The organism is Streptomyces noursei ATCC 11455, assembly GCF_001704275.1.
GTDB classification, from domain to species: domain Bacteria; phylum Actinomycetota; class Actinomycetes; order Streptomycetales; family Streptomycetaceae; genus Streptomyces; species Streptomyces noursei.
The window spans coordinates 7,434,518-7,455,783 of the sequence record NZ_CP011533.1 but is presented as its reverse complement, the minus strand read 5'-3'; the positions used below and the strand labels follow the sequence as shown (position 1 = coordinate 7,455,783).

18 protein-coding genes are annotated in these 21,266 nt (G+C 72.0%); 3 read left to right on the top strand and 15 right to left on the bottom strand.

The window, feature by feature from the left end:
- Positions 1-14 precede the first annotated feature (14 nt).
- The 7 genes from SNOUR_RS31695 to rpsD form a co-directional block, all read right to left on the bottom strand.
- A complete protein-coding gene (locus SNOUR_RS31695; protein WP_067353844.1) occupies positions 15-851 on the bottom strand; it encodes a shikimate dehydrogenase in 837 nt (278 codons plus the stop codon).
- A gap of 10 nt (positions 852-861) precedes the next feature.
- Complete coding sequence (mltG, locus tag SNOUR_RS31690; protein ID WP_067353842.1) at positions 862-2,736, bottom strand: endolytic transglycosylase MltG; 1,875 nt, start codon at positions 2,734-2,736, stop codon at positions 862-864.
- A gap of 126 nt (positions 2,737-2,862) precedes the next feature.
- Positions 2,863-3,327, bottom strand: coding sequence for a Holliday junction resolvase RuvX (gene ruvX / locus SNOUR_RS31685; RefSeq protein WP_067353841.1), 465 nt, complete (start codon positions 3,325-3,327; stop codon positions 2,863-2,865).
- A 14-nt stretch (positions 3,328-3,341) separates the two neighbouring features.
- On the bottom strand, positions 3,342-6,011 hold the full coding sequence (gene alaS / locus SNOUR_RS31680; RefSeq protein ID WP_067353839.1) for an alanine--tRNA ligase: 2,670 nt from the start codon (positions 6,009-6,011) through the stop codon (positions 3,342-3,344).
- The gene (locus tag SNOUR_RS31675) at positions 6,011-6,346 is read right to left on the bottom strand and encodes a DUF6167 family protein (RefSeq protein WP_039638013.1); all 336 of its coding nucleotides are present in this window, start codon (positions 6,344-6,346) and stop codon (positions 6,011-6,013) included. The genes alaS and SNOUR_RS31675 overlap by 1 nt, the downstream gene beginning before the upstream one ends.
- Before the next feature lie 8 nt (positions 6,347-6,354).
- The gene (locus SNOUR_RS31670) at positions 6,355-6,789 is read right to left on the bottom strand and encodes a DUF948 domain-containing protein (protein ID WP_229921457.1); all 435 of its coding nucleotides are present in this window, start codon (positions 6,787-6,789) and stop codon (positions 6,355-6,357) included.
- Positions 6,790-7,228: 439 nt separating this feature from the next.
- Positions 7,229-7,840, bottom strand: coding sequence for a 30S ribosomal protein S4 (gene rpsD, locus SNOUR_RS31665; RefSeq protein ID WP_067353833.1), 612 nt, complete (start codon positions 7,838-7,840; stop codon positions 7,229-7,231).
- A 182-nt stretch (positions 7,841-8,022) separates the two neighbouring features.
- On the opposite strand from rpsD, the gene SNOUR_RS31660 reads away from it, so the two are divergent.
- Positions 8,023-8,814 carry a DUF2470 domain-containing protein gene (locus SNOUR_RS31660; RefSeq protein WP_067353830.1) on the top strand — a complete coding sequence of 264 codons (792 nt, stop codon included), beginning with the start codon at positions 8,023-8,025 and terminating at the stop codon, positions 8,812-8,814.
- A gap of 33 nt (positions 8,815-8,847) precedes the next feature.
- Here SNOUR_RS31660 and SNOUR_RS31655 read toward each other — a convergent pair whose 3' ends face one another.
- From SNOUR_RS31655 to SNOUR_RS31640, 4 genes are all read right to left on the bottom strand, one after another.
- Entirely contained in the window at positions 8,848-10,209 is a 1,362-nt protein-coding gene (locus tag SNOUR_RS31655; protein ID WP_067353828.1) for a replication-associated recombination protein A, read from the bottom strand.
- Positions 10,210-10,314: 105 nt separating this feature from the next.
- The gene (locus tag SNOUR_RS31650) at positions 10,315-10,956 is read right to left on the bottom strand and encodes a vitamin K epoxide reductase family protein (RefSeq protein WP_067353826.1); all 642 of its coding nucleotides are present in this window, start codon (positions 10,954-10,956) and stop codon (positions 10,315-10,317) included.
- Between the two features lie 194 nt (positions 10,957-11,150).
- Positions 11,151-12,413, bottom strand: coding sequence for a histidine--tRNA ligase (gene hisS / locus SNOUR_RS31645; RefSeq protein WP_067353823.1), 1,263 nt, complete (start codon positions 12,411-12,413; stop codon positions 11,151-11,153).
- 12 nt (positions 12,414-12,425) lie between these two features.
- On the bottom strand, positions 12,426-13,142 hold the full coding sequence (locus tag SNOUR_RS31640; protein WP_067353820.1) for an MBL fold metallo-hydrolase: 717 nt from the start codon (positions 13,140-13,142) through the stop codon (positions 12,426-12,428).
- Between the two features lie 226 nt (positions 13,143-13,368).
- Between SNOUR_RS31640 and SNOUR_RS31635 the strand changes: the two genes are divergently transcribed.
- A complete protein-coding gene (locus SNOUR_RS31635; protein ID WP_067353819.1) occupies positions 13,369-14,178 on the top strand; it encodes a peptidylprolyl isomerase in 810 nt (269 codons plus the stop codon).
- Positions 14,179-14,419: 241 nt separating this feature from the next.
- Entirely contained in the window at positions 14,420-15,649 is a 1,230-nt protein-coding gene (locus SNOUR_RS31630; protein ID WP_067353816.1) for a DUF349 domain-containing protein, read from the top strand.
- 64 nt (positions 15,650-15,713) lie between these two features.
- On the opposite strand, the gene SNOUR_RS31625 is transcribed toward SNOUR_RS31630, so the two are convergent.
- From SNOUR_RS31625 to SNOUR_RS31610, 4 genes are read right to left on the bottom strand one after another with little or no spacing between them, the layout of a single operon-like run.
- Positions 15,714-16,856, bottom strand: a complete 1,143-nt coding sequence (locus tag SNOUR_RS31625; protein ID WP_067353814.1) for a caspase, EACC1-associated type — start codon at positions 16,854-16,856, stop codon at positions 15,714-15,716.
- Positions 16,840-17,235, bottom strand: coding sequence for an effector-associated constant component EACC1 (locus tag SNOUR_RS31620; protein ID WP_067353812.1), 396 nt, complete (start codon positions 17,233-17,235; stop codon positions 16,840-16,842). Before SNOUR_RS31620 ends, SNOUR_RS31625 begins: the two co-directional genes overlap by 17 nt.
- Complete coding sequence (locus SNOUR_RS31615) at positions 17,228-18,523, bottom strand: serine/threonine-protein kinase (RefSeq protein ID WP_067353809.1); 1,296 nt, start codon at positions 18,521-18,523, stop codon at positions 17,228-17,230. Before SNOUR_RS31615 ends, SNOUR_RS31620 begins: the two co-directional genes overlap by 8 nt.
- 57 nt (positions 18,524-18,580) lie before the next feature.
- Positions 18,581-21,121, bottom strand: coding sequence for a RelA/SpoT family protein (locus tag SNOUR_RS31610; RefSeq protein ID WP_067353807.1), 2,541 nt, complete (start codon positions 21,119-21,121; stop codon positions 18,581-18,583).
- Between the last annotated feature and the right edge of the window lie 145 nt (positions 21,122-21,266).

The following is a 21,266-nucleotide window of genomic DNA, read 5'->3' as shown; positions in this document are numbered from 1 at the left end:
CCGAAGCGAGGCGGTCAGCGGGCCGCGAGCGCCGACTCGCCGGCCCGGCGCATCGCGGCGAGCGGCGCCGGCGCCCGGCCGGTCATCTGCTCGACCTGGAGGACGGCCTGGTGGACCAGGAGGTCCAGGCCGCCGACGACGGCGCCGCCGCGGTCGGCCCAGGCGGCGGCCAGCGCGGTCGGCCAGGGCTCGTAGAGCACGTCGAAGAGGGTGCCCGGCCGGTCGGGGACGGCGGCGGCGAGCGGGTCGGTGCTGCCCGCCGGGGTGGTCGCGACGACCAGCGGTGCCTCGAAGGCCGCGGCGGCGTCGTCCCAGGGGGCGGTGCGGACCGGGACCCCCAGCCGCTCGCCCCAGCCGCGCATCTCGTCGGCGCGCGCCGCGCTGCGGACGTACGCGGTGACCTCGCCGGTGCAGATCCGGGCGAGCGCGGCCAGCGCCGAGGAGGCGGTGGCGCCGGCGCCGAGCACGGCGGCCCGCTCGACCTGCTGGACGCCGCGTTCGCGCAGCGCGGCGAGCATGCCGGGGATGTCGGTGTTGTCGCCGCGCCGGCGCCCGTCGGGGGTGAACACGACGGTGTTGACCGCCTCCACGGAGGCCGCGGTGGGGCTGATCTCGTCCAGCAGCGGGATCACCGCGCGCTTGAGCGGCATGGTCAGCGACAGGCCCGCCCACTGGGGGCCGAGCTTCTCCAGGAACGCGGGCAGGGCCGCCTCGTCGACCTCGTACCGGCCGTACTCCCAGCCGGTCAGACCGAGTTCGTCGTAGGCGGCGCGGTGCAGCACCGGCGAGAGGGAGTGCGCGATGGGCGATCCGAGGACCGCCGCCTTCTTGTGCTCGGGGCTGTGGGACACCGGTCGGCCTTCAGTTTCCGTTCTGCTTCTGTTCTTGCTGCCGCTTGTTGAATTCCTGGACGAGCTTCGAGTGGTCGGCGTAGTTGGTGGTGAAGTCCGTCTTCTTGCCGTCCACCGAGATGAAGTAGAGCCACTTCTCGGAATCGTCCGGATTGATCGTCGCCTTCAGTGCGTCGGCGCCGGGGTTTCCGATCGGACCGGGCGGCAACCCCCGGTAGAAGTACGTGTTGTAGGGGTCGTCGAAGTTCCGGATCTCCTTCGTACCGATATTGATCTTGCTCTGGTTCTTGAGGTAGTTGAACGTCGAGTCGAATTCCAGCTTCTGGTTCGTGGCCGTGTTCGTCGGGGCCAGCCGGTTGTAGACGACGGCCGCCATCTTCCGGAAGTCATCGTGCGTCATGCCCTCGGCCTGGGTGAGGCTGGCGACGGTGATGAGCTGGAGCGGAGAATCCAGATGGAATTTCTTGGCGTTCGTTTCGAGATCGTACTTCTGGTATTCCTGGTTGGCCCGCGAGATCATCTGCCGGAGCACGTCCGCGGGTTTGGCGTGATCGCCGACGCTGTAGGTCGAGGGGTAGAGGAAGCCCTCCAGCGGGTCCTTGATCTTCGGGGAGTCGTCGGCCCAGGACGGCAGGCCGAGGTTCTTGGCCTGGCTGTGCGCGATCTCCTTGGTGGTACCCGTCTTGAGCTTGAGCTTCTTGTCGATCAGCTCGTAGACCGCGCTGGAGCGCAGGCCCTCCCGGATCGTCAGACCGTTGCGGCTCTTGGGATCCAGCATGAGGTCGATGGCGGCCGCCGCCGACATCTGCTTGCGCAGCGTGTACGTCCCGGGCTGAAGGCTCTGCGCCTTCTTGTTGTCGCCGGCGGCCTCGGTGAACGCGCCGGCGCTCTTGATCACGCCGTCGCGGGCGAGGATCGTGCCCATCTCGGAGAGCAGCACCCCGTCCGGGATCTGCACCTGCACCTCACCAGTGCCCTCGCCCTCGTAGTCGGGGGACGAGCCGAAGTGGCGCATGAAGAAGTCGTAGCCGAAGTAGCCGACGCCGCCGACGACTCCGGCCAGGGCGAGGGTCACGACCAGGCAGGCGGTACCGCTGCGCCGCTTGTTCTTCTTGTTCTTGTTCTTCCGGCCCCGGCGGTCGCGGCCGGACTGCCGGTCGTCCTCGTCGTCGTAGCCCTCGTCCTCGGCGTCCGGGTCGTCGGCGAAGAACGGGTGGTCCCGCTCCGGGGCGCGCGGCTCCAGTCCGTCGGCGTCCGGTGCCGCCCGCCAGTCGTCGCCGGCGCCCGGCTCGTCGTGGTGCGGGCCGGCCTGCGGGTGCTGCTGCGGTCCGGGGTCCGGCGGGTAGTCGGCCGGCCGCTGCGGGTGCGGGGCCTGTCCGTAAGGCTGTCGGTGCGGGTCCGCCGGGGCCTGCTCCGGCATCCCGTGCTGCGGGGCCGGCGGCTGGGCGGGAATCTGCTGGGTCCCGTCGAGCGGGTAGCCGTCCTGGCCGGCGTAGTACTCCTGGCCCGCGTACTCCTGGCCCGCGTAGTGCTGGCCGGTGTGCTGGGGGGCCCGGTAGTCCTGGCCCGGCTGGAGGTACGGATCGGGCTGCGGGTGCTGCCCGTAGGGGTCGTACGGGTCGTACGACCCCTGGCCTCCCGGCTGCTGGGTGCCGTCCCAGCCGCCGTGGCCCGCCGGGTACTGCTGGGGGTGCTGCTGCTGGTGCTGCGGGTGCGGGTGCTGCGGGTGCTGCTCGTGGGGGTACTGCTGGTGGGGATACCCGGCGGGCTGCTGTCCGGCCCACTGCGGCTGCTGGTCCTGGCTTCCGTACGGACCCCGGTCTCCGTAGAGCGGGTCGTCGGGATGCCACGGTTCGGAGCCGTAGCCCCGGCCATACTCGGTCATCGATCCCCTAGAGCCGCGAGGCGGGGCGCTCCATCCGGGCAGCGCCTGACGTACCGTTCCGCCTCTACTTGCACGCGCGGCTGTTCGAACCGCCGCCACAACGCGCGGAACGTTACCGTACCGCGATCAGATGACCACTTCGACGGGCTCCCCGGGCGGCCGCCCGGAGGTCCGTTCGGTCTCCAACGCGCTCTGGAGGATGACCACCGCGGCGGCCTGGTCGACCACCGAGCGGCCCTTCTTGCTGCGGACGCCGGAGGCCCGCAGCCCGTGGGTCGCGGTGACCGTCGACATCCGCTCGTCGACCAACCGGACCCCGACGGGGGCGATGTTCCCGGCGAGTTCCTGGGCGAAGGCCCGGACCTTGGCCGCGGCCGGCCCCTCTCCCCCACTGAGGGAGCGGGGCAGGCCGACCACGACTTCGAGCGGCTCGTACTCCTCGACGATCGCCTTGAGCCGCCGGTGCGCCGCCGGGACGTCCCGCCCCGGCACGGTCTCGACGGGGGTGGCGAGGACCCCGTCGGGGTCGCACGAGGCGACCCCGATCCGGGCGTCCCCGACATCCACGGCGATGCGGCGGCCGCGTCGCATCTCACTCACGGCCGTCAGGCCGCCTCGGCCACGAGGCGCTCGACGGCCTCGACGGCCTCGGGCACCGCGGCGGCGTTCTGCCCGCCGCCCTGGGCGACGTCCGGCTTGCCGCCACCGCCACCGCCGAGCGTCTTGGCGGCGGTACGGACCAGGTCGCCGGCCTTGATGCCGCGCTCACGGGCGGCCTCGTTGGTGGCGATGACGGTCAGCGGACGGCCGCCCGCCACGGTGAACAGGGCCACCACCACGGCGCGGTCGCCCTGGATCCGGCCGCGCACGTCGAGGACCAGCTTGCGCAGGTCGTCGGCGGAGGTGCCGTCCTGGACCCGGGCGGCGACCAGGGCCACCCCGCGGACGTCCTTGGCGCCCTCGGCCAGCCCGGCCGCGGCCTGCAGCACCTTCTCCGCGCGGTACTTCTCGATCTCCTTCTCGGCGTCCTTCAGCTTGGCCAGGACACCGGAGATCTTCTCCGGCAGCTCCTCCGGGCGCCCCTTGACCAGCTCGGTGAGCTGCGAGACGACGGTGTGCTCACGGGCCAGGAAGCGGTAGGCGTCCACGCCGACCAGGGCCTCGACACGACGCACGCCGGAGCCGATGGAGGACTCGCCGAGCAGCTTCACCAGGCCCAGCTGGGCGGTGTTGTGGACGTGCGTACCGCCGCACAGCTCCTTGGAGAAGTCACCGATGGTGACGACGCGGACCCGCTCGCCGTACTTCTCGCCGAACTCGGCGATGGCGCCCTGCTTCTTGGCCTCGTCCATGCTCATGACCTCGGCGTGCACATCGAGTTCACGGGCCAGGACGTCGTTGATCTTCTGCTCGACGTCGGTGAGGACCGAGCCGGGCACCGCCGTCGGCGAACCGAAGTCGAAGCGGAAGCGGCCCGGGGAGTTCTCCGAACCGGCCTGGGCGGCCGTCGGGCCCAGGGCGTCGCGCAGCGCCTGGTGGGTGAGGTGGGTGGCGCTGTGGGCGCGGGCGATGGCCCGGCGGCGCTGGATGTCGATGCCGGCGTACGCGGCGGAGCCGAGCACCACCTCGCCGACCTGCACCACGCCCTTGTGGACGATGACGCCGGGGACCGGCTGCTGGACGTCGCGCACCTCGACGACGGCGCCGTTGTCCAGCTTGATGCGGCCGGTGTCGGCGAGCTGGCCGCCGCCCTCGGCGTAGAACGGCGTGCGGTCCAGCACGACCTCGACCTCGTCGCCCTCGTGGGCGGCCGGGGCGGAGGCGCCGTTGACCACCAGGCCGACGACGGTGGACTCGCCCTCGGTGTCGGTGTAGCCGGTGAAGACCGAGGAGCCGGAGGAGTCGGCGATCTCGCGGTACGCCGACATGTCGGCGTGGCCGTGCTTCTTGGCCTGGGCGTCGGCCTTGGCGCGCTCCCGCTGCTCCTTCATCAGGCGGCGGAAGCCGTCCTCGTCCACCGACAGGCCCTGCTCGGCGGCCATTTCGAGGGTGAGGTCGATCGGGAAGCCCCAGGTGTCGTGGAGCAGGAACGCCTTGTCGCCGGCGAGCACCGTGCCGCCGCCGGCCTTGGTCTCGGTCACCGCGCTGTCGAGGATGTTGGTGCCGGCCTTGAGGGTCTTGAGGAAGGCGGCCTCCTCGGCGAGGGCGACCGTCTCGATCCGCTTGCGGTCCTCCAGGAGCTCCGGGTACTGCTGCCCCATCGCCCGGATGACCACGTCGAGCAGGTCGCCGACGACCGGGCCGGTGGCGCCGAGCAGCCGCATGTTGCGGATGGCGCGGCGCATGATGCGGCGCAGGACGTAGCCGCGGCCCTCGTTGCCGGGGGTGACGCCGTCGCCGATGAGCATCGTGGAGGTGCGCATGTGGTCGGCGACCACGCGCAGCGAGACGTCGGAGTCGACGGCGGCGCCGTAGCGGACGCCGGTGAGCTCACCGGCCTTGTCGATGACCACGCGGAGGGTGTCGGTCTCGTACATGTTGTGCACGCCCTGCAGGATCATGGCGAGGCGTTCCAGGCCGAGGCCGGTGTCGATGTTCTTCGACGGCAGCTCGCCGAGGATCTCGAAGTCCTCCTTGCCGAGGCCCTGGCCGCGCTCGTACTGCATGAAGACCAGGTTCCAGATCTCCACGTAGCGCTCGTCGTTGACGGCCGGGCCGCCCTCGACGCCGAACTCGGGGCCCCGGTCGTAGTTGATCTCCGAGCACGGGCCGCAGGGGCCCGGGACGCCCATGGACCAGTAGTTCTCCTTCTTGCCCAGGCGCTGGATGCGCTCCTTGGGCACCCCGACGACCTCGTGCCAGATGCGCTCGGCCTCGTCGTCGTCCAGGTAGACGGTGATCCAGAGCTTCTCGGGCTCCAGGCCGTAGCCGCCCTCCGCCACGGGAGTCGTCAGCAACTCCCAGGCGTACTTGATGGCGCCTTCCTTGAAGTAGTCGCCGAAGGAGAAGTTGCCGCACATCTGGAAGAACGTGCCGTGCCGGGTGGTCTTGCCGACCTCTTCGATGTCCGGCGTGCGGACGCACTTCTGGACGCTGGTGGCGGTCTTGAACGGGGGCTTGACCTCGCCGAGGAAGTACGGCTTGAAGGGGACCATGCCCGCCGGGACCAGGAGCAGCGTCGGGTCGTCCGCGATGAGCGACGCCGACGGCACGACGGTGTGCCCGCGCTCTTCGAAGAAGCGCAGCCAGCGGCGGCGGATTTCAGCCGACTCCATCAGTGGTCCTCATTTCCGGTCGGTCCGGTCAGGCCGGGTGTTCTCGTGGTTCGGTAGGGCAGGTGAGGCACCGCACGGCGCGGTGCGGGCAGCTCGCGCACCTCAGTGGGCTCCGCGAGCCCGAGGGCGTCGTGCAGTTGCTCTTCACGGTCCGCCATTCCGGCCCGTACGTCCAATGCAAATTGACGCAGCCGGTGGCCGGTCTCGACGGCCTTGTCCGCGGCCTGCGCGGCGAGGCTGTCGGGCTGCAGCTTGCGCAGCTTCTGGTGGACCTTGTTGGTGGCCCACACCCCGGCGGCGGCGCCGGTGGTGAACCAGAATGCACGGCGGAACATCGCGGTGATCAGTCCTTGGAGCGACGGGAGCGGCGCCCGCCACGGCGGGCGCCGGGCAGGGTGCGGCCGACGACGACGGTGCGGTCCGGCTCGGGCAGGCCCTTCTTGCCGATCGCGCGCCGTACGCCGTAGCCGAACGCGGCGACCTTGACCAGCGGCCCGCCGAAGGCGGAGGAGACGGTCGAGGAGAGCGCCGAGGCGTTGGCGGTGACCTCTTGGACGTCGGCGGCGATGGCGTCGACGCGGGCGAGCTGGGTGTGCGCGGAGCGAACGGTCTCGGACGCGTCGGCGAGGAGCGGAACGGCCTGTTCGGACACCTGGGTCACCATCTTGGTGGTCGCCTTGAGGGTCTGTGCGAGCCTCACCAGCACGAGGGCGAGGAACGACACGAGGATCGCCCAGAAGACGGCCACGAGGATCCCGGCCACCTCTCCACCGGACACGCTGGCACCACACTCCGACTGGTCTGCTCTGGTCTGGTCTCGTCCTGCTCGAACGGCAACCTTGACCTTATCGCGCCGTGACTGTCCGTCCGTACCGCGTCGCCGTTCCCGTCCGGGTCACCAAGAGGCGAGAGCGCACGGTCCGTTGCGGGTCGACCACGCTCCGTCGGGTGAGCGGCGCCTCGCGCGGCGGCGCCGCCCGCCGCCGCGGGACGCGGCCATCGCCCCTCGCCGGACGGTCCGGCCCGACGGCGCCGCGCACGCCCACCGGGGACGGGGCTCGACAACCCCTGAACTCCCGCTCGCGGGAAGGGAGTTGACCGCCTGATCGGCAGTCCGGGAGGTGCGGATCACCGCCCCGGAAACACGCCGGCCCGCCGGCTCCCCGTCCACGAGTGGAGGGGAGCCGGCGGGCTGAGCGGTGTGCCGGCCGAGTGGATCAGCGGGCGTAGTACTCGACGACGAGCTGCTCGTCGCAGATCACCGGGATCTCCTTGCGGTTGGGGTCCCGGTCCAGGCGGAACGCCAGCGCCTGGAGGTTGACCTCCAGGTAGCGCGGGGTCTCGCCGTCGGTGGCGTAGCCACCCTCGCGGGCAACCTGGAAGGGGTGCTTCTCGCGGCTGCGCTCGCGGACCATCACGACGTCGCCGGGGCGGACGCGGAAGGACGGCTTGTCGACCTTGCGGTCGTTCACCGAGATGTGGCCGTGCACGACCATCTGGCGGGCCTGGTAGATGGTCCGGGCCAGACCGGAACGCAGGACGAGCGCGTCCAGACGGCGCTCAAGCTCGACGATCAGGGCCTCGCCCGTCTTGCCTTCGACCTTCCGAGCGCGGTCGTAGGCACGGACCATCTGGCGCTCACTGATGTCGTACTGAGCGCGCAGACGCTGCTTCTCCAGCAGGCGGACCTTGTAGTCGCTGGTCTGCTTGCGGCCACGGCCGTGCTCGCCGGGCGGGTAGGGACGGGCCTCGAAGTACTTGACTGCCTTCGGCGTCAGCGCGATGCCGAGCGCGCGGGACTTCTTGACCTTGGGACGCGACTGGTTCACGTGGAACGTTCCTCCATGTAAGTTAGGTGAGGCTTACCTTAGCGCGAGGAGAACGCATGTTTCGACCTGGGATCCACCTGGCCGGCGCGGACCGCACCGGAACGGGTCAGCCGCGTCCCGTGGAAGACGCCCAGCGGCCCTCGGCGGCTGAGCGCGTACGAACTCTCGTCGACTCCCATGGTATGGCGTCGCTGGACATCCCCGGAGTCGAGGATTCCGACGAGGCCGGCCTCTCGGCCCCCGTCTGCCGGACCGTGACGCCCGAAGGAGACGTGCTGCTCTTGGTTCCTGGGGGTTCCGCGGCCGCTCGGGCCGCCGCGCACGCCCAGGACGACGACCTTCCCGCCGTGATGGAGATCACGGATGTGGCGCCGGTTTCGGTGCCCTACCGGATCCGCGGCCGCGCCTGGGTGGCCGGCTGGCTCACCCCCGTGCGCAACGAGCAGCGCGCCCGGGCCGCGATGCTGCTCGCCGAGCGGCACCCGGTGGGCGAGCTGCTGGGCATCGACGAGGCCCTGGCACCGGACCCGGCACCGGGCCTCTACGGGCGGCCCGCCTGGATGCTGCTGCGCCTGGAGGTCGGCGAGGGTGCGGTGGACGACCTGTGGGGCGCGGAGCCCTTCGAACCGGAGGAGTTCGCCGCCGCGGCACCCGACCCGCTGGTCGCCCACGAGGCGGAGCTGCTCCAGCACCTGCACACGGCCCACGCCGAGCAGGTGCGCGGGCTGTGCGCGCTGCTCGGCGAGCGCGCCGAGGTCTGCGGGCTCGGCGACCGGGCCGTGCCGGTGGGGCTGGACCGCTTCGGGCTGCGGGTCCGCTTCGTTCAGGGGTCCGGGGGGCGTCCCCCGGGGGACGGCGGCACCGACCGCGACCGGCGGACCTTCGACGCCCGCTTCGACTTCCCCGAGCCGGTCCGGGACATCGTCGAGCTGCGCCGGGCGATGCACGTCCTCTTCGAGGCCGCGGCGAGCTGACCGCCCGGCCCGGCCGCGCCGGGCACCGGCCGGTCAGTCGCCGCCGCTCTCGCCGCGCAGCCGGGCCCGCACCCGCTCGGCGACATCGGCGTAGCGCGCCTCGGTGCCGTGCCGGGTGGGGGTGTAGTAGCGCGTGCCGTGCACCGCGTCCGGGGCGTACTGCTGGGCCGCGATGCCGCCCGGCAGGTCGTGCGGGTACTGATAGCCCTGGCCGTGACCGAGCTTCTGGGCGCCCTTGTAGTGACTGTCGCGCAGGTGCGCGGGCACCGGCCCGGCCTTGCCGGCGCGGACGTCCGCCAGCGCGGCGTCTATCGCCAGATACGCGGCGTTCGACTTCGGGGCGAGGGCGAGCGCGATGGTGGCCTGGCTCAGCGTGATCCGGGCCTCGGGGAAGCCGATCAGCGCCACCGCCTGGGCGGCGGCCACCGCCGTCTGCAGTGCCGTCGGGTCGGCCAGGCCGATGTCCTCGCTGGCCGAGATCATCAGGCGGCGGGCGATGAACCGCGGGTCCTCCCCCGCCTCGATCATCCGCGCCAGATAGTGCAGCGCGGCGTCCACATCGGAGCCGCGGATGGACTTGATCAGGGCGCTGGCGACGTCGTAGTGCTGGTCGCCGGCCCGGTCGTACTTCACCGCCGCGCGGTCCACCGCCTCCTCCAGCGTCTGGAGGGTGATCTCCTGCTCCCGCTTGGCCAGCGCCGATCCGGCACCGGCCTCCAGGGCCGTGAGCGCCCGCCGGGCGTCGCCGCCCGCGATCCGCAGCAGATGGGCCTCGGTGTCCCCGGGGAGGGTGACCGCCCCGCCGAGCCCGCGCTCGTCGGTCAGTGCCCGGCGCAGCAGGCCCCGCAGGTCGTCGTCGGTGAGCGGTTCGAGGGTCAGCAGCAGGGAGCGGGAGAGCAGCGGGGAGATCACCGAGAAGTACGGGTTCTCGGTGGTGGCGGCGATCAGCGTCACCCAGCGGTTCTCCACCGCCGGCAGCAGGGAGTCCTGCTGGGCCTTGCTGAAGCGGTGGATCTCGTCGAGGAAGAGGACGGTCTCCTTGCCGTAGCCGCCCGAGGCGCGGCGGGCGCCGTCGATGACCGCCCGGACCTCCTTGACGCCGGCCGTGATCGCGGAGAGCTCCACGAAGCGCTTGTTCGTCGCCTGGCTGACGACGTACGCCAGGGTCGTCTTGCCGATGCCGGGCGGGCCCCACAGGAACACCGACGACGGGCCCGCCGGGCCTCCGGCACCCTCACCGACCAACCGCCGCAGCGGCGAGCCGGGCTTGAGCAGATGCTGCTGCCCGACGACCTCGTCGAGGGTGCGGGGGCGCATGCGTACGGCGAGAGGGGACCCCGCCGGGTCCTTCTCCTGACGGTCTTCCGCGGCGGCGGTGAACAGGTCGGGCTCCACGCCTACGGAGCCTATGTCACCCCACTGACAACGCCCCGGCCGCCGGGGTCGGCGGGCCGGGGCGGGGAACGGTTCCGGACGGGTCCGGAAAGGCTCCGGGGCGGCTCAGAGCAGGCTGCTCCAGTACGACCACCAGCGGGTCAGGATCAGCAGCGCGATCACGCCGTACCAGAGCACCGGGACCACCCAGTGGAACTCCAGGACCGCGTCGCGCAGCCCCCGGGGCGCCGGGATGATGCCGTGCTTGAGGTTGTGCACGGTGGTGTACCAGAACATCAGGACGGTCACGCACCACGTCAGCGTGCACCACAGGCAGAGCGCGTTGATGTCGTAGAGCGACTGGGTCATCAGCCACATGCAGAAGACCGCGGCCAGCAGCGTGCCGACGTTGAGGCCGAGCCAGTACCAGCGGCGGAAGCGGGCACCGGCCAGCAGGGCCATGCCGATCGCGACGACCACCCCGAAGCCGACCAGTCCGGCCATCGGGTTGGGGAAGCCGAAGACCTCCGCCTGCTTGCTCTGCATGACGCTGCCGCAGGAGATGATCGGGTTGAGGCTGCACGCCGGCTTGAAGTTCGGGTCCTTCAGCAGCTCGAACTTGTCCAGGGTGATGACCCAGGCAGCCAGCCCGCCGAGCGCACCGGTGATCACCAGGAGCAGGGCGAAGGCGCGACCGGAGCCGGTCGTCTCCGCGGCGCCCACGTGGTCGTCGTCGGTGGACACGTCGTCAAGCTCTGTCGTCGTCATATGGCCGTTCCGTCGGTCCCGTGGGAGGTGTCACCCGGCCGGCGGACCCGGCCGCGACCTTCATTGTGCCGCACCTCCCTGTGAACCCGGGGCGCTCTGCGCGGATCCGGGGTGATGCGGCGCGGCCGCCGTTGACGCGAGGGGCCCGGACGGCGCACTGCCGTCCGGGCCCCTCGGGATCTGTCGGGTCGGGCTCAGCCCAGCGCCCGCCGGACCTCGTCGACCACCGCGTCCAGCGCGATCGGGGTCTGCTCGCCGCTCACCAGGTCCTTGAGCTGGACCACGCCCTCGGCCAGGTCCCGCTCCCCGGCGACCAGGGCCAGCCGGGCACCGGAGCGGTTGGCGGACTTCATGGCGTTCTTCAGGCCCTTGCCGCCGTACGCGAAGTCGGTCGCGACACCGGCCCGGCGCAGCTCGGTGACCTTGCCGAACAGCACCCGGCGGGCCTCCTCGCCGAGCGGGACGGCGTAGACGGCGGTGGCGGCCGGGATGTCGAGGGTGATGCCCTCGGCCTCCAGGGCCAGCACCGTGCGGTCCACGCCCAGCGCCCAGCCGACGGACGGCAGCGCGGGGCCGCCGATCATCTCGGACAGGCCGTCGTAGCGGCCGCCGCCGCCCACCGCGGACTGCGAGCCCAGGCCGTCGTGGACGAACTCGAAGGTGGTGCGGGTGTAGTAGTCCAGGCCGCGGACCAGCTTCGGGTCGTCCTCGAAGGCCACGCCCGCCGCGGTCAGCAGCTCACGCACCTGCTCGTGGTAGGTCTTGCACGCCTCGCAGAGGTAGTCGCGCAGCATCGGCGCGCCGATCAGCTGCTCCTGGACCGCCTCGCGCTTGTCGTCCAGGACCCGCAGCGGGTTGATCTCGATCCGGCGGCGGGTGTCCTCGTCCAGCTGCAGCCCGCGCAGGAAGTCCTGGAGCGCGGCGCGGTAGACGGGGCGGCACTCCTTGTCGCCGAGCGAGTTCAGCAGGATCCGGAAGTCGCGCAGGCCCAGCGAGCGGTACGCCTGGTGGGCCAGGATGATCAGCTCGGCGTCCAGCGCCGGGTCCTCCGCACCGATCGCCTCGGCGCCGACCTGCGAGAAGTGCCGGTAGCGGCCCTTCTGCGGGCGCTCGTAGCGGTAGTACGAGCCGGAGTACCAGAGCTTGACCGGGAGGTTGCCGCCCTTGTGGAGGTTGGCCTCCAGCGCGGCGCGCAGCACGGAGGCGGTGCCCTCGGGGCGCAGGGCGAGCTTGTCGCCGCCCTTGGTCTCGAAGGCGTACATCTCCTTGGTGACGATGTCGGTGGACTCACCGACACCGCGGGCGAACAGCTCGACGTTCTCGAAGCCGGGCGTCTCGATGTAGCCGTAGCCGGAGTTCCTCAGCGGTACGGAGATCGCCTCGCGCACCGCGAGGTACGTCGCGGAGTTCGGCGGGATCAGGTCGTAGGTGCCCTTGGGTGCCTGAAAGGTGCTCACGGAAGGTTCTCGTCACATTCCTCGTCGCGGAGCGGCGGTCGGGGTGCCGTCTCCGAGGCCGGCGGCCACCTGCCGGAGGAAGGGGTTGGTGGCGCGCTCGCGGCCGATGGTGGTCTGGGGGCCGTGGCCGGACAGGACGACGGTGGAGTCCTCCAGCGGCAGGCACACGCGTGCCAGCGACGTGAGGATCTCGGCGTGGTCGCCGCCCGGCATGTCGGTACGTCCGATGGAGCCGGCGAACAGCAGGTCGCCCGAGAAGAAGACCGAGGGGATGTCGGCCTGCTCGGGCATCCGGAAGGTCACCGACCCCTTGGTATGGCCCGGGGCGTGCGCAACCGAGAACTCCAGTCCGGCCAGTTCCAGGACGCTGCCGTCGGCCAGTTCCTTGACGTCGTCCGGCTCGCCCACGGTCAGCTCGCCCATGAGCTGCTGACCGATGGAGCGGCCCAGGGCCTTCTCCGGGTCGCTCATCATGTAGCGGTCCTCGGGGTGGATCCAGGCGGGGACGTCGTGCGCACCGCACACCGGGACGACGGACGCCACGTGGTCGATGTGGCCGTGCGTGAGGATCACCGCGACGGGCTTGAGCCGATGCTTCCTGAGCGCGTCCTCGACCCCGGGGGCCGCTTGGTGGCCCGGGTCGATGATCACGCACTCCTCGCCGGCGGCGGGGGCGACCAGGTAGCAGTTGGTCCCCCAGGCCCCGGCGGGGAACCCGGCAATCAGCACGTTCGTCCTTAAAGATCGGCGGGGAGCGGCCAGCGGGGCCGCGCCCGGAACATCTCGGCAGCTCCAGAGCCTACCGGCGGGACTCCCGGCAGGGCGAACCCGTATACGGTACGGCCACGACCGGCGCCTGTCGTCGCACCTCCCGCCGTCCGCCCGGAACGGCGGGCGGGAGTCCGGCGAGCGGGCCCGGCGGCAGCGATCGACGCCCAGGACAAGGAGGCGACCGGTGGTCAACAAGGACCGGCGGCGGCGCGAACTCGCCCGGCAGAAGTACGCGCGCCAGCAGCAGCGGCGGGTCGATTCCGCACGGCGGGCCAAGCGCCGCAACGTGCTCATCGCGGGCGTCGTGGCCGTGGCCCTGGCCGCGGGCGCCACCGCCTACGCGTCCGTCAAGCTGATCGGCGGCGACCGGTCGACCACCGACGACGCGTCCGCCGACCCGTGTGCCCGGCCCGCCCCGGGCTCGCCGTCGAAGAAGACCTGGCCGAAGGAGCCGGCGATGGCGATCGACTCCTCGGCGCCGTACACCGCCCACCTGGCCACCACCTGCGGGCAGCTCACGTTCACGATGGACGCCGCCAAGGCGCCGCACACCGTGAACTCGTTCGCCTTCCTCGCGGGCCAGGGCTACTTCGACCACAGCCGCTGCCACCGGCTGGTCGACCAGAACATCTACGTCCTGCAGTGCGGCGACCCCAAGGGCACCGGCGAGGGCACGCCCGGCTACACCCTGCCGGACGAGAACCTCAAGGACCCACGGATCAAGGGCAATGTGTATCCGGCGGGCACGGTCGCCATGGCCAACCGCTACGACGGCACGAACCCCAAGACCCGCAATTCCGGCGGCAGTCAGTTCTTCCTCGTCTACAAGGACAGCCAGCTGCCGCCGAACTACACGCCGTTCGGCCGGGTCACCGGCGGGATGGACGTCCTGAAGAAGATCGCCGACGCCGGTTCGCACCCCGAGCCGGCGACCGGCAACACCGCGCCCAACGCCACGGTGGTCATCGACCGGGCGACGGTCGGGAAATCCTGAGCGATCGGGCCGACCGAGGGCGCGTTCCGGCGTCCCGGCTGCAATTTCGGTCGTGCTGGATGCGGACAGCCGACCTCCGGTCGCCTAGATTGGCGTTGTGAAGGGTGCCTGCTCCGACGGCCTGCCACCCTCACCGCAATTCAGCCCGTCGGACCGGCCGGGGCGCTGCCCCGCCGGACAGAAACTGTGGACGATGCCGGGGGGCCACAGGCCCGCGTCGGCATCATGTGGAGGAGGCGCTGTGAGCAGCGACCCATGGGGCCGCGTCGATGAGACGGGGACCGTGTACGTGCGTACCGCCGACGGCGAGCAGGTCGTCGGATCGTGGCAGGCGGGAACCCCCGAGGAGGCCCTCGCCTACTTCGAGCGCAAGTATGAGGGCCTGGTCGTGGAGATCGACCTCCTGGAACGGCGGGTCAAGACCACCGACCTCTCGGCGAAGGACGCACAGACCGCCATCGACCACCTGCGCCAGCAGGTGGACGAGCACCACGCGGTGGGCGATCTGGCGACGCTGGGCAAGCGGCTGGACGCGCTGGTGGCCGTGGTCGACTCGCGGCGCGAGGAGCGCCGGGCGGCGAAGGCCCGACAGACGGACGAGGCCCGGCAGTCCAAGGAGAAGCTGGTCGCCGAGGCCGAGGAGCTGGCCGCCAGCGAGCAGTGGCGGGTGGCCGGCGAGCGGCTGCGGGCGCTGGTGGACACCTGGAAGGGCCTGCCGCGGCTGGACCGCAAGACCGACGACGAGCTGTGGCACCGCTTCTCGCACGCCCGGTCGGCGTTCTCCAAGCGGCGCAAGGCGCACTTCGCCTCGCTGGACGCGCAGCGCGAGGACTCCCGCAAGGCCAAGGAGAAGCTGGTCGCCGAGGCCGAGTCGCTGTCCGGCTCCACGGACTGGGGGGCCACCGCCGCCCGCTACCGCGAGCTGATGCAGGACTGGAAGGCCGCCGGGCGCGCCCAGCGCGAGCACGAGGACGACCTGTGGAACCGCTTCCGCGGTGCGCAGGACGTCTTCTTCCAGGCGCGCGGCGAGGTCTTCGCGGAGCGCGACGCCGAGCAGGGGGAGAACCTGACCCGCAAGGAGGAGCTGGCCGCCGAGGCGGAGAAGCTGCTCCCGGTCACCGACCTGAAGACGGCCCGGGCCGCGTTCCGCGGGATCAACGAGCGGTGGGAGGCCATCGGCCACGTGCCGCGGGACGCGCGTCCCAAGATCGAGGGCCGGATGCACGCCGTCGAGCGGGCCATCCAGGACGCCGAGGAGGCCGAGTGGCGGCGGACCAACCCTGAGGCGCGGGCCCGCGCCGCGGGGCTGACCGGTCAGCTCCAGGACGCCGTCGACAAGCTCCAGAAGCAGATCGACCAGGCCCGGGCGGCCGGCAACACCGCCAAGGCCGACAAGCTCGGTCGGGAGCTGGAGGGCCGCAAGGCGCTGCTGGACCAGGCACTGAAGGGCCTGGAGGAGTTCGGCGGCTGAGCCGCCACCCCTGCTGACGGCCCGCCGGGCTTCCCGGCGGGCCGTTCGCCTGTTCCGGGGCGTTTCACAGCCGGCTGCGGTGGCCCGGCTCCATCAGGTCGAGGGCGTGCTTGAGCACCTCGCACGCCTGGATGTGGTTACCGGACTCCTGGAGCAGGTCGGCCAGCCGCCGGCAGACCAGCACGGCCTCCGGTCCGTAGACCTGACGGGCCTGGTGGAACGCCTGCTCCAGGACCTCGATGGCCTCCTTGATCTGCCCGGTCTCGGCGAGGAGTTCGGAGAGCTCCAGCTGCACCGGCAGCAGGCTGCCCGCGTCCTTCGGGCCGCGCTCCCTGAGGGCGAGCCGGAGCACCGGCAGCGCGTCACGGCTGTTGCCGGCCGCCCGCAGCATCCGCGCCAGGCCGAGGCCGGACGCCACCATGGCGGCGCGGACCTCGGCGTCGAGCACCGGCCCGGCGGGGGCGCGGCGCTGCGCCAGCGCCCGGTTGCGGGCCAGCGGCAGCCGTCCCACGCCGTTCTCCTGGGCGCGCTGCGGCAGGGGCCGGTTCTTGGCGCCCAGCCGCTCGGTCAGCGCCCGGTAGAGGGTGTCGAGGTCGAGCAGTTCGGGGCCGTCGGTCAGGCCGTGCCGGAGGATGCCGAGCAGTTCGCCGGTGAAGGCGGTGTGCCGCTCGCCGTCCGGGGCCAGGGCGACCCGGTCCCGTGGGGAAGCGGTCAGGACGTACGCGCCGTCCACCGCGGCCCGGGCGGCCAGGACGTCGCCCTGGCCGGCGAGCGTGCGGACGGCCCGGCCGCTGAAGCAGCAGTCCAGGACGATGATCTTGCGGCGGGCCCGGGCGGACCGGATGGCGCCGCGCAGGTGCTGGTAGGCGACCGCGGTGTAGCCGACGCCGTCCCGGGAGCCGGTCAGGCCGAGGTAGAGGTCGGCCGACTCGGTGTCCCGCATGCCGTGGCCGGCGTAGTAGACGACGAGGGTGTCGGTGGCCTCGTCGCCGGCGCGGTGCACGGGGTCGAGCATCGCGTCGGCACTGCCCGGGTCGAGCACCACCTCGCAGTGCGGCTCCGGCAGGCCCCAGACCGTGGCGTCGCCGAGGGTGGCCGCCAGGTCGCGCAGGTTGGCCTCGACGGACGGGAGCGCGTCGAGGTGGTGGTAGGAGGCGGTGCCGAGCAGTACGGCCCGGGAGGTGGCCGGATCAGGCAGTCCGGTCATCGCCCCCGGGCTCCCGGGCCTCGTCCAGCAGGGCGGCGATCCGGCGCACCGTCTCCGGGTCGCCGGCCGCGTCGCGCGGGATGCGGATCTCGATCTCGCCGGCGCGCAGGGTGAGTTCCGGGGCGCGGCGGCGGGCGTCCCGCCACTGGAGGACCGACACCGCGAGCGAGCCGCCGGAGACCGCGGTGCCGAGGGCCAGTTGGAGCAGGTCGAAGCCGAGGCCCATCTCGCCGGGCCGGGGGCCGCGAGAGGCGGTGAGGGTGCCGCGCACCTGGCGGTGCAGCCCCTCGTCCTCGTGCAACCACCGCATCAGGGAACGGAGTTCCTCCTCCGGGTCGCCGCCCGGTTCCGTTGCCGCCCGTACGTCGAGATCAGTCACGATCCCGCCCCCTCCTGTGTTCGGTTGCCGCGTTGACCCGTGAGAACAGTTCCAGTGCCTCCGCGCCGGCCCCGAGCCGCGCCAGGCACACCGCCTGCCAGTACTGGCTGGTCAGGGTGGTCGGATGATCCGGCCCCAGGGCCGAGGCGCAGACCTGGGCGACCGCGGTGATCATCCGCACCGCTTCCTGGATGTCGCCGCGCAGGACGAGGTTGACCGCCTCGCGCTGGCGCGACCGGGCGCTCTCCGGCGTCATGCTGCGCAGCAGCAACTGGCGGGTGCCGTCGCTGAGCGTCAGCGGCCGGTGGACGTCCGGGCCGGCCGTCTCCGACTGCGGGATCGCCGCCCAGTCCAGCAGCTCCGGCGCGGAGGCGTCCAGGGCCGGCGGGCTGTAGACGAACTCCACGGCCTGCTCGCGGACGCAGCGCGCCACCAACTCCCGCAGCCCCTGCCCGTCGTCCGCGTCCAGCAGCTCCGCGAGCGCCGCCTCGGTCTCCGCCGCGGACGGCCGGTCCCGCGGATCCTGCCGGCACAGCGCGTCCACCAGCCGCGCCAGCTCCTCCGGGAGCCCGCCGTCGGCCCGGCCGGCCAACCGCGGGACGCCCGGGCCGACCGCCAGCTCCACCAGCGCGCCGACGTCGACGGCCTCGGTGCCCAGTGGCGGCGTGCCGGTCAGCATCAGGTACAGGCAGGCGCCGAGCCCGTACAAGTCGGCGGCGGTGCCGGGGAGTTCGCCCCGCATCAGGTCCGGGGCCATGTACTGCGGGGTGCCGATCAGCGCACCGGCCTGGGTGATGGCCGGTTCCTCGACGAGCCGGGCCAGGCCGAAGTCCTGGAGCACCACCCGGCCGGCGCGGGTGATCGCGACGTTGGTCGGTTTGACGTCGCGGTGCAGCACACCGGCCGCGTGGGCGGCGGCCAGCGCCCGGCACATGCCCAGCCCGACCTCGGCGGCCAGCGGTGGCGGCAGCGGCCCGTGGCTCTCGACCAGTTCCGCCAGCCCCACCCCGTCCAGCAGCTCCATCACGATGTACGGCGTGCCCTCGTGGACGCCGCTGTCGTAGACGTGCACCACTCCCGGGTGGCTGATCCGGGCCAGCCCCTGGGCCTCCCGCCGGAAGCGCCGCAGGGCCGTCGAGGCCGCGTCCGGACCGCCCACGGACAGCAGCCGTTTGACCGCCACCCGGCGGTCCAGGCCGGTGTCCACCGCCTCGTGGACGGCGCCCATCCCGCCCCGACCGATCAGCCGGACGAGGCGGTACCGCCCGCCGAGCACGTCCTCCCCCATCGCCCTCCCCCTCGTCTCCCCCGCCGTCCGCCCCCCGCCGTCCGCCCCGCGCCGTGCTCAGGGCCGACGTGCCGAGGTCACCCGGTAGACGTCGTAGACCCCCTCGACGCCCCGGACCGCCTTGAGCACATGGCCCAGGTGCTTGGGGTCGCCCATCTCGAAGGTGAAGCGGGAGGTGGCGACCCGGTCGCGGGAGGTCTGTACGGCCGCGGAGAGGATGTTGACGTGCTGGTCGGAGAGGACCCGGGTGACGTCCGACAGCAGCCGGGAGCGGTCCAGCGCCTCCACCTGGATGGCGACGAGGAAGACCGAGGACTGGGTCGGCGCCCACTCGACCTCCAGGATCCGCTCGGGCTGCTGGGAGAGCGAGTCGACGTTGACGCAGTCGCCGCGGTGCACCGAGACGCCGCTGCCGCGGGTGACGAACCCGATGATGGGGTCGCCCGGCACCGGCGTACAGCAGCGGGCCAGCTTGACCCAGACGTCGTCCACACCCTTGACGACCACGCCCGGGTCGGCGCTGGACCGGCGCTTGGAGCGCGGCCGGATCGGCGTCGACTCGGCGATGTCCTCGGTGGCCTCGTCCTGTCCGCCGAGCGCCTGCACCAGCTTCTGGACGACGCCCTGCGCGGCGACATGGCCCTCGCCGATGGCGGCGTAGAGCGAGGAGATGTCGGGGTAGCGCATCTCGTGCGCGAGGGTGACCAGGGAGTCGCCGGTCAGGATCCGCTGGATCGGCAGGTTCTGCTTGCGCATCGCCCGGGCGATGGCGTCCTTGCCCTGTTCGATGGCCTCGTCGCGGCGCTCCTTGGAGAACCACGCGCGGATCTTGTTGCGGGCGCGCGGGGACTTCACGAAGCTCAGCCAGTCGCGGGACGGGCCCGCGCCGGGCGCCTTGGAGGTGAAGACCTCCACCAGGTCGCCGTTGTCCAGCGTCGATTCGAGCGGCACCAGACGGCCGTTGACCCGCGCCCCTATCGTGCGGTGGCCGACCTCGGTGTGCACCGCGTACGCGAAGTCGACCGGGGTGGCGCCGGCGGGCAGCGCTATCACGTCGCCCTTGGGCGTGAAGACGAAGACCTCGTTGCGCGAGAGGTCGAAGCGCAGCGACTCCAGGAACTCGCCCGGGTCCTCGGTCTCCTTCTGCCAGTCCAGCAACTGCCGCAGCCAGGCCATGTCGTTGACGGTGTCCTGGCCGACGCCCTTGCCGCTGCCCTTGGGCGCGTCGGTGCGCACCTTGGAGGCGCCGGCGACCGCCTCCTGCTTGTACTTCCAGTGCGCGGCGATGCCGTACTCGGCGCGCCGGTGCATGTCGAAGGTGCGGATCTGGAGCTCGACGGGCTTGCCGCTGGGACCGATCACCGTCGTGTGCAGCGACTGGTACATGTTGAACTTGGGCATCGCGATGTAGTCCTTGAACCGGCCGGGGACCGGATTCCACCGCGCGTGGATGGTGCCCAGGGCCGCGTAGCAGTCCCGGACCGTGTCGACGAGGACGCGGATGCCCACCAGGTCGTAGATCTCGGCGAAGTCGCGGCCGCGCACGATCATCTTCTGGTAGACGCTGTAGTAGTGCTTGGGCCGGCCGGTGACGGTGGCCTTGATGCGGGCGGCCCGCAGATCGGCCTGGACCTCGTCGGTCACTATCGCGAGGTACTCGTCCCGTTTGGGCGCCCGCTCGGCGACCAGCCGGACGATCTCGTCGTACATCTTGGGGTAGAGGATCGCGAAGGCGAGGTCCTCCAGCTCCCACTTGATGGTGTTCATGCCCAGCCGGTGCGCCAGCGGGGCGTAGATCTCCAGCGTCTCGCGGGCCTTCTTCTCCTGCTTCTCCCGCTTGAGGTAGCGCATGGTGCGCATGTTGTGCAGCCGGTCGGCGAGCTTGATGACCAGCACCCGCGGGTCCTTGGCCATCGCGACGACCATCTTGCGGACCGTCTCGGCCTGCGCGGCCTCGCCGAACTTGACCTTGTCCAGCTTGGTGACGCCGTCGACGAGCAGCGCGACCTGGTCGCCGAAGTCCCGGCGCAGGGTGTCGAGCCCGTACTCGGTGTCCTCGACGGTGTCGTGCAGCAGGCCCGCCATCAGCGTCGCCGGGTCCATGCCCAGCTCGGCGAGGATGGTGGTGACCGCGAGCGGGTGGGTGATGTACGGGTCGCCGCTCTTGCGCTTCTGGCCGCGGTGCCAGCGCTCGGCGACCTGGTAGGCCCGCTCGACCTGGCGCAGGGTGGCCGTCTCGATCTTGGGGTCGTTGCTCCGCACCGCCCTCAGCAGCGGCTCCAGGACCGGGTTGTACGGGCTGGAGCGCTGGACGCCCAGACGGGCGAGGCGGGCCCGGACGCGGTTGGGCGAGCCGGAGCGGCCGGCCGGGCCGGCCGGCAGGTTCCTGGCCGGCGGCTGCGACGCCGGGGACGGGCGGGACCGGCCGGCGGGGGCCTGGGACGCGGTGGGCGCGGCGGTGCCGTCGGCCGCGCCCTGCCGCTCGGGCTTCGGCGCGTCGGAGGAAACCGCGGACTGCGGCTTCGGCTCGTCCGGACGCACGGCGGGGGTTCCCGTCGGACGCGGTCCGGGGGAGAGCGGCTGGGCCTCGTCTGGCAAGGGCACTCCTCATGCGGGTACGGACCCCAGGGCCTCGAAGCGGCCGGGGTGCCATGGTATCGAGCCCATGGCCATGACTGCCCCGCGGCCATGGGTCCGTACATGACACAGCAGCGGGGGCATCCGGAATGTTCCGAATGCCCCC

What these genes read in the sequence shown, in the direction of transcription:
- mltG (WP_067353842.1), bottom strand. Translation starts at nt 2,736, where the DNA reads ATGACCGAGTATGGCCGGGGCTACGGCTCCGAACCGTGGCATCCCGAC.
- ruvX (WP_067353841.1), bottom strand. Translation starts at nt 3,327, where the DNA reads ATGCGACGCGGCCGCCGCATCGCCGTGGATGTCGGGGACGCCCGGATC.
- alaS (WP_067353839.1), bottom strand. Translation starts at nt 6,011, where the DNA reads ATGGAGTCGGCTGAAATCCGCCGCCGCTGGCTGCGCTTCTTCGAAGAG.
- SNOUR_RS31675 (WP_039638013.1), bottom strand. Translation starts at nt 6,346, where the DNA reads ATGTTCCGCCGTGCATTCTGGTTCACCACCGGCGCCGCCGCCGGGGTG.
- SNOUR_RS31660 (WP_067353830.1), top strand. Translation starts at nt 8,023, where the DNA reads ATGGCGTCGCTGGACATCCCCGGAGTCGAGGATTCCGACGAGGCCGGC.
- SNOUR_RS31650 (WP_067353826.1), bottom strand. Translation starts at nt 10,956, where the DNA reads ATGACGACGACAGAGCTTGACGACGTGTCCACCGACGACGACCACGTG.
- SNOUR_RS31625 (WP_067353814.1), bottom strand. Translation starts at nt 16,856, where the DNA reads ATGACCGGACTGCCTGATCCGGCCACCTCCCGGGCCGTACTGCTCGGC.
- SNOUR_RS31615 (WP_067353809.1), bottom strand. Translation starts at nt 18,523, where the DNA reads ATGGGGGAGGACGTGCTCGGCGGGCGGTACCGCCTCGTCCGGCTGATC.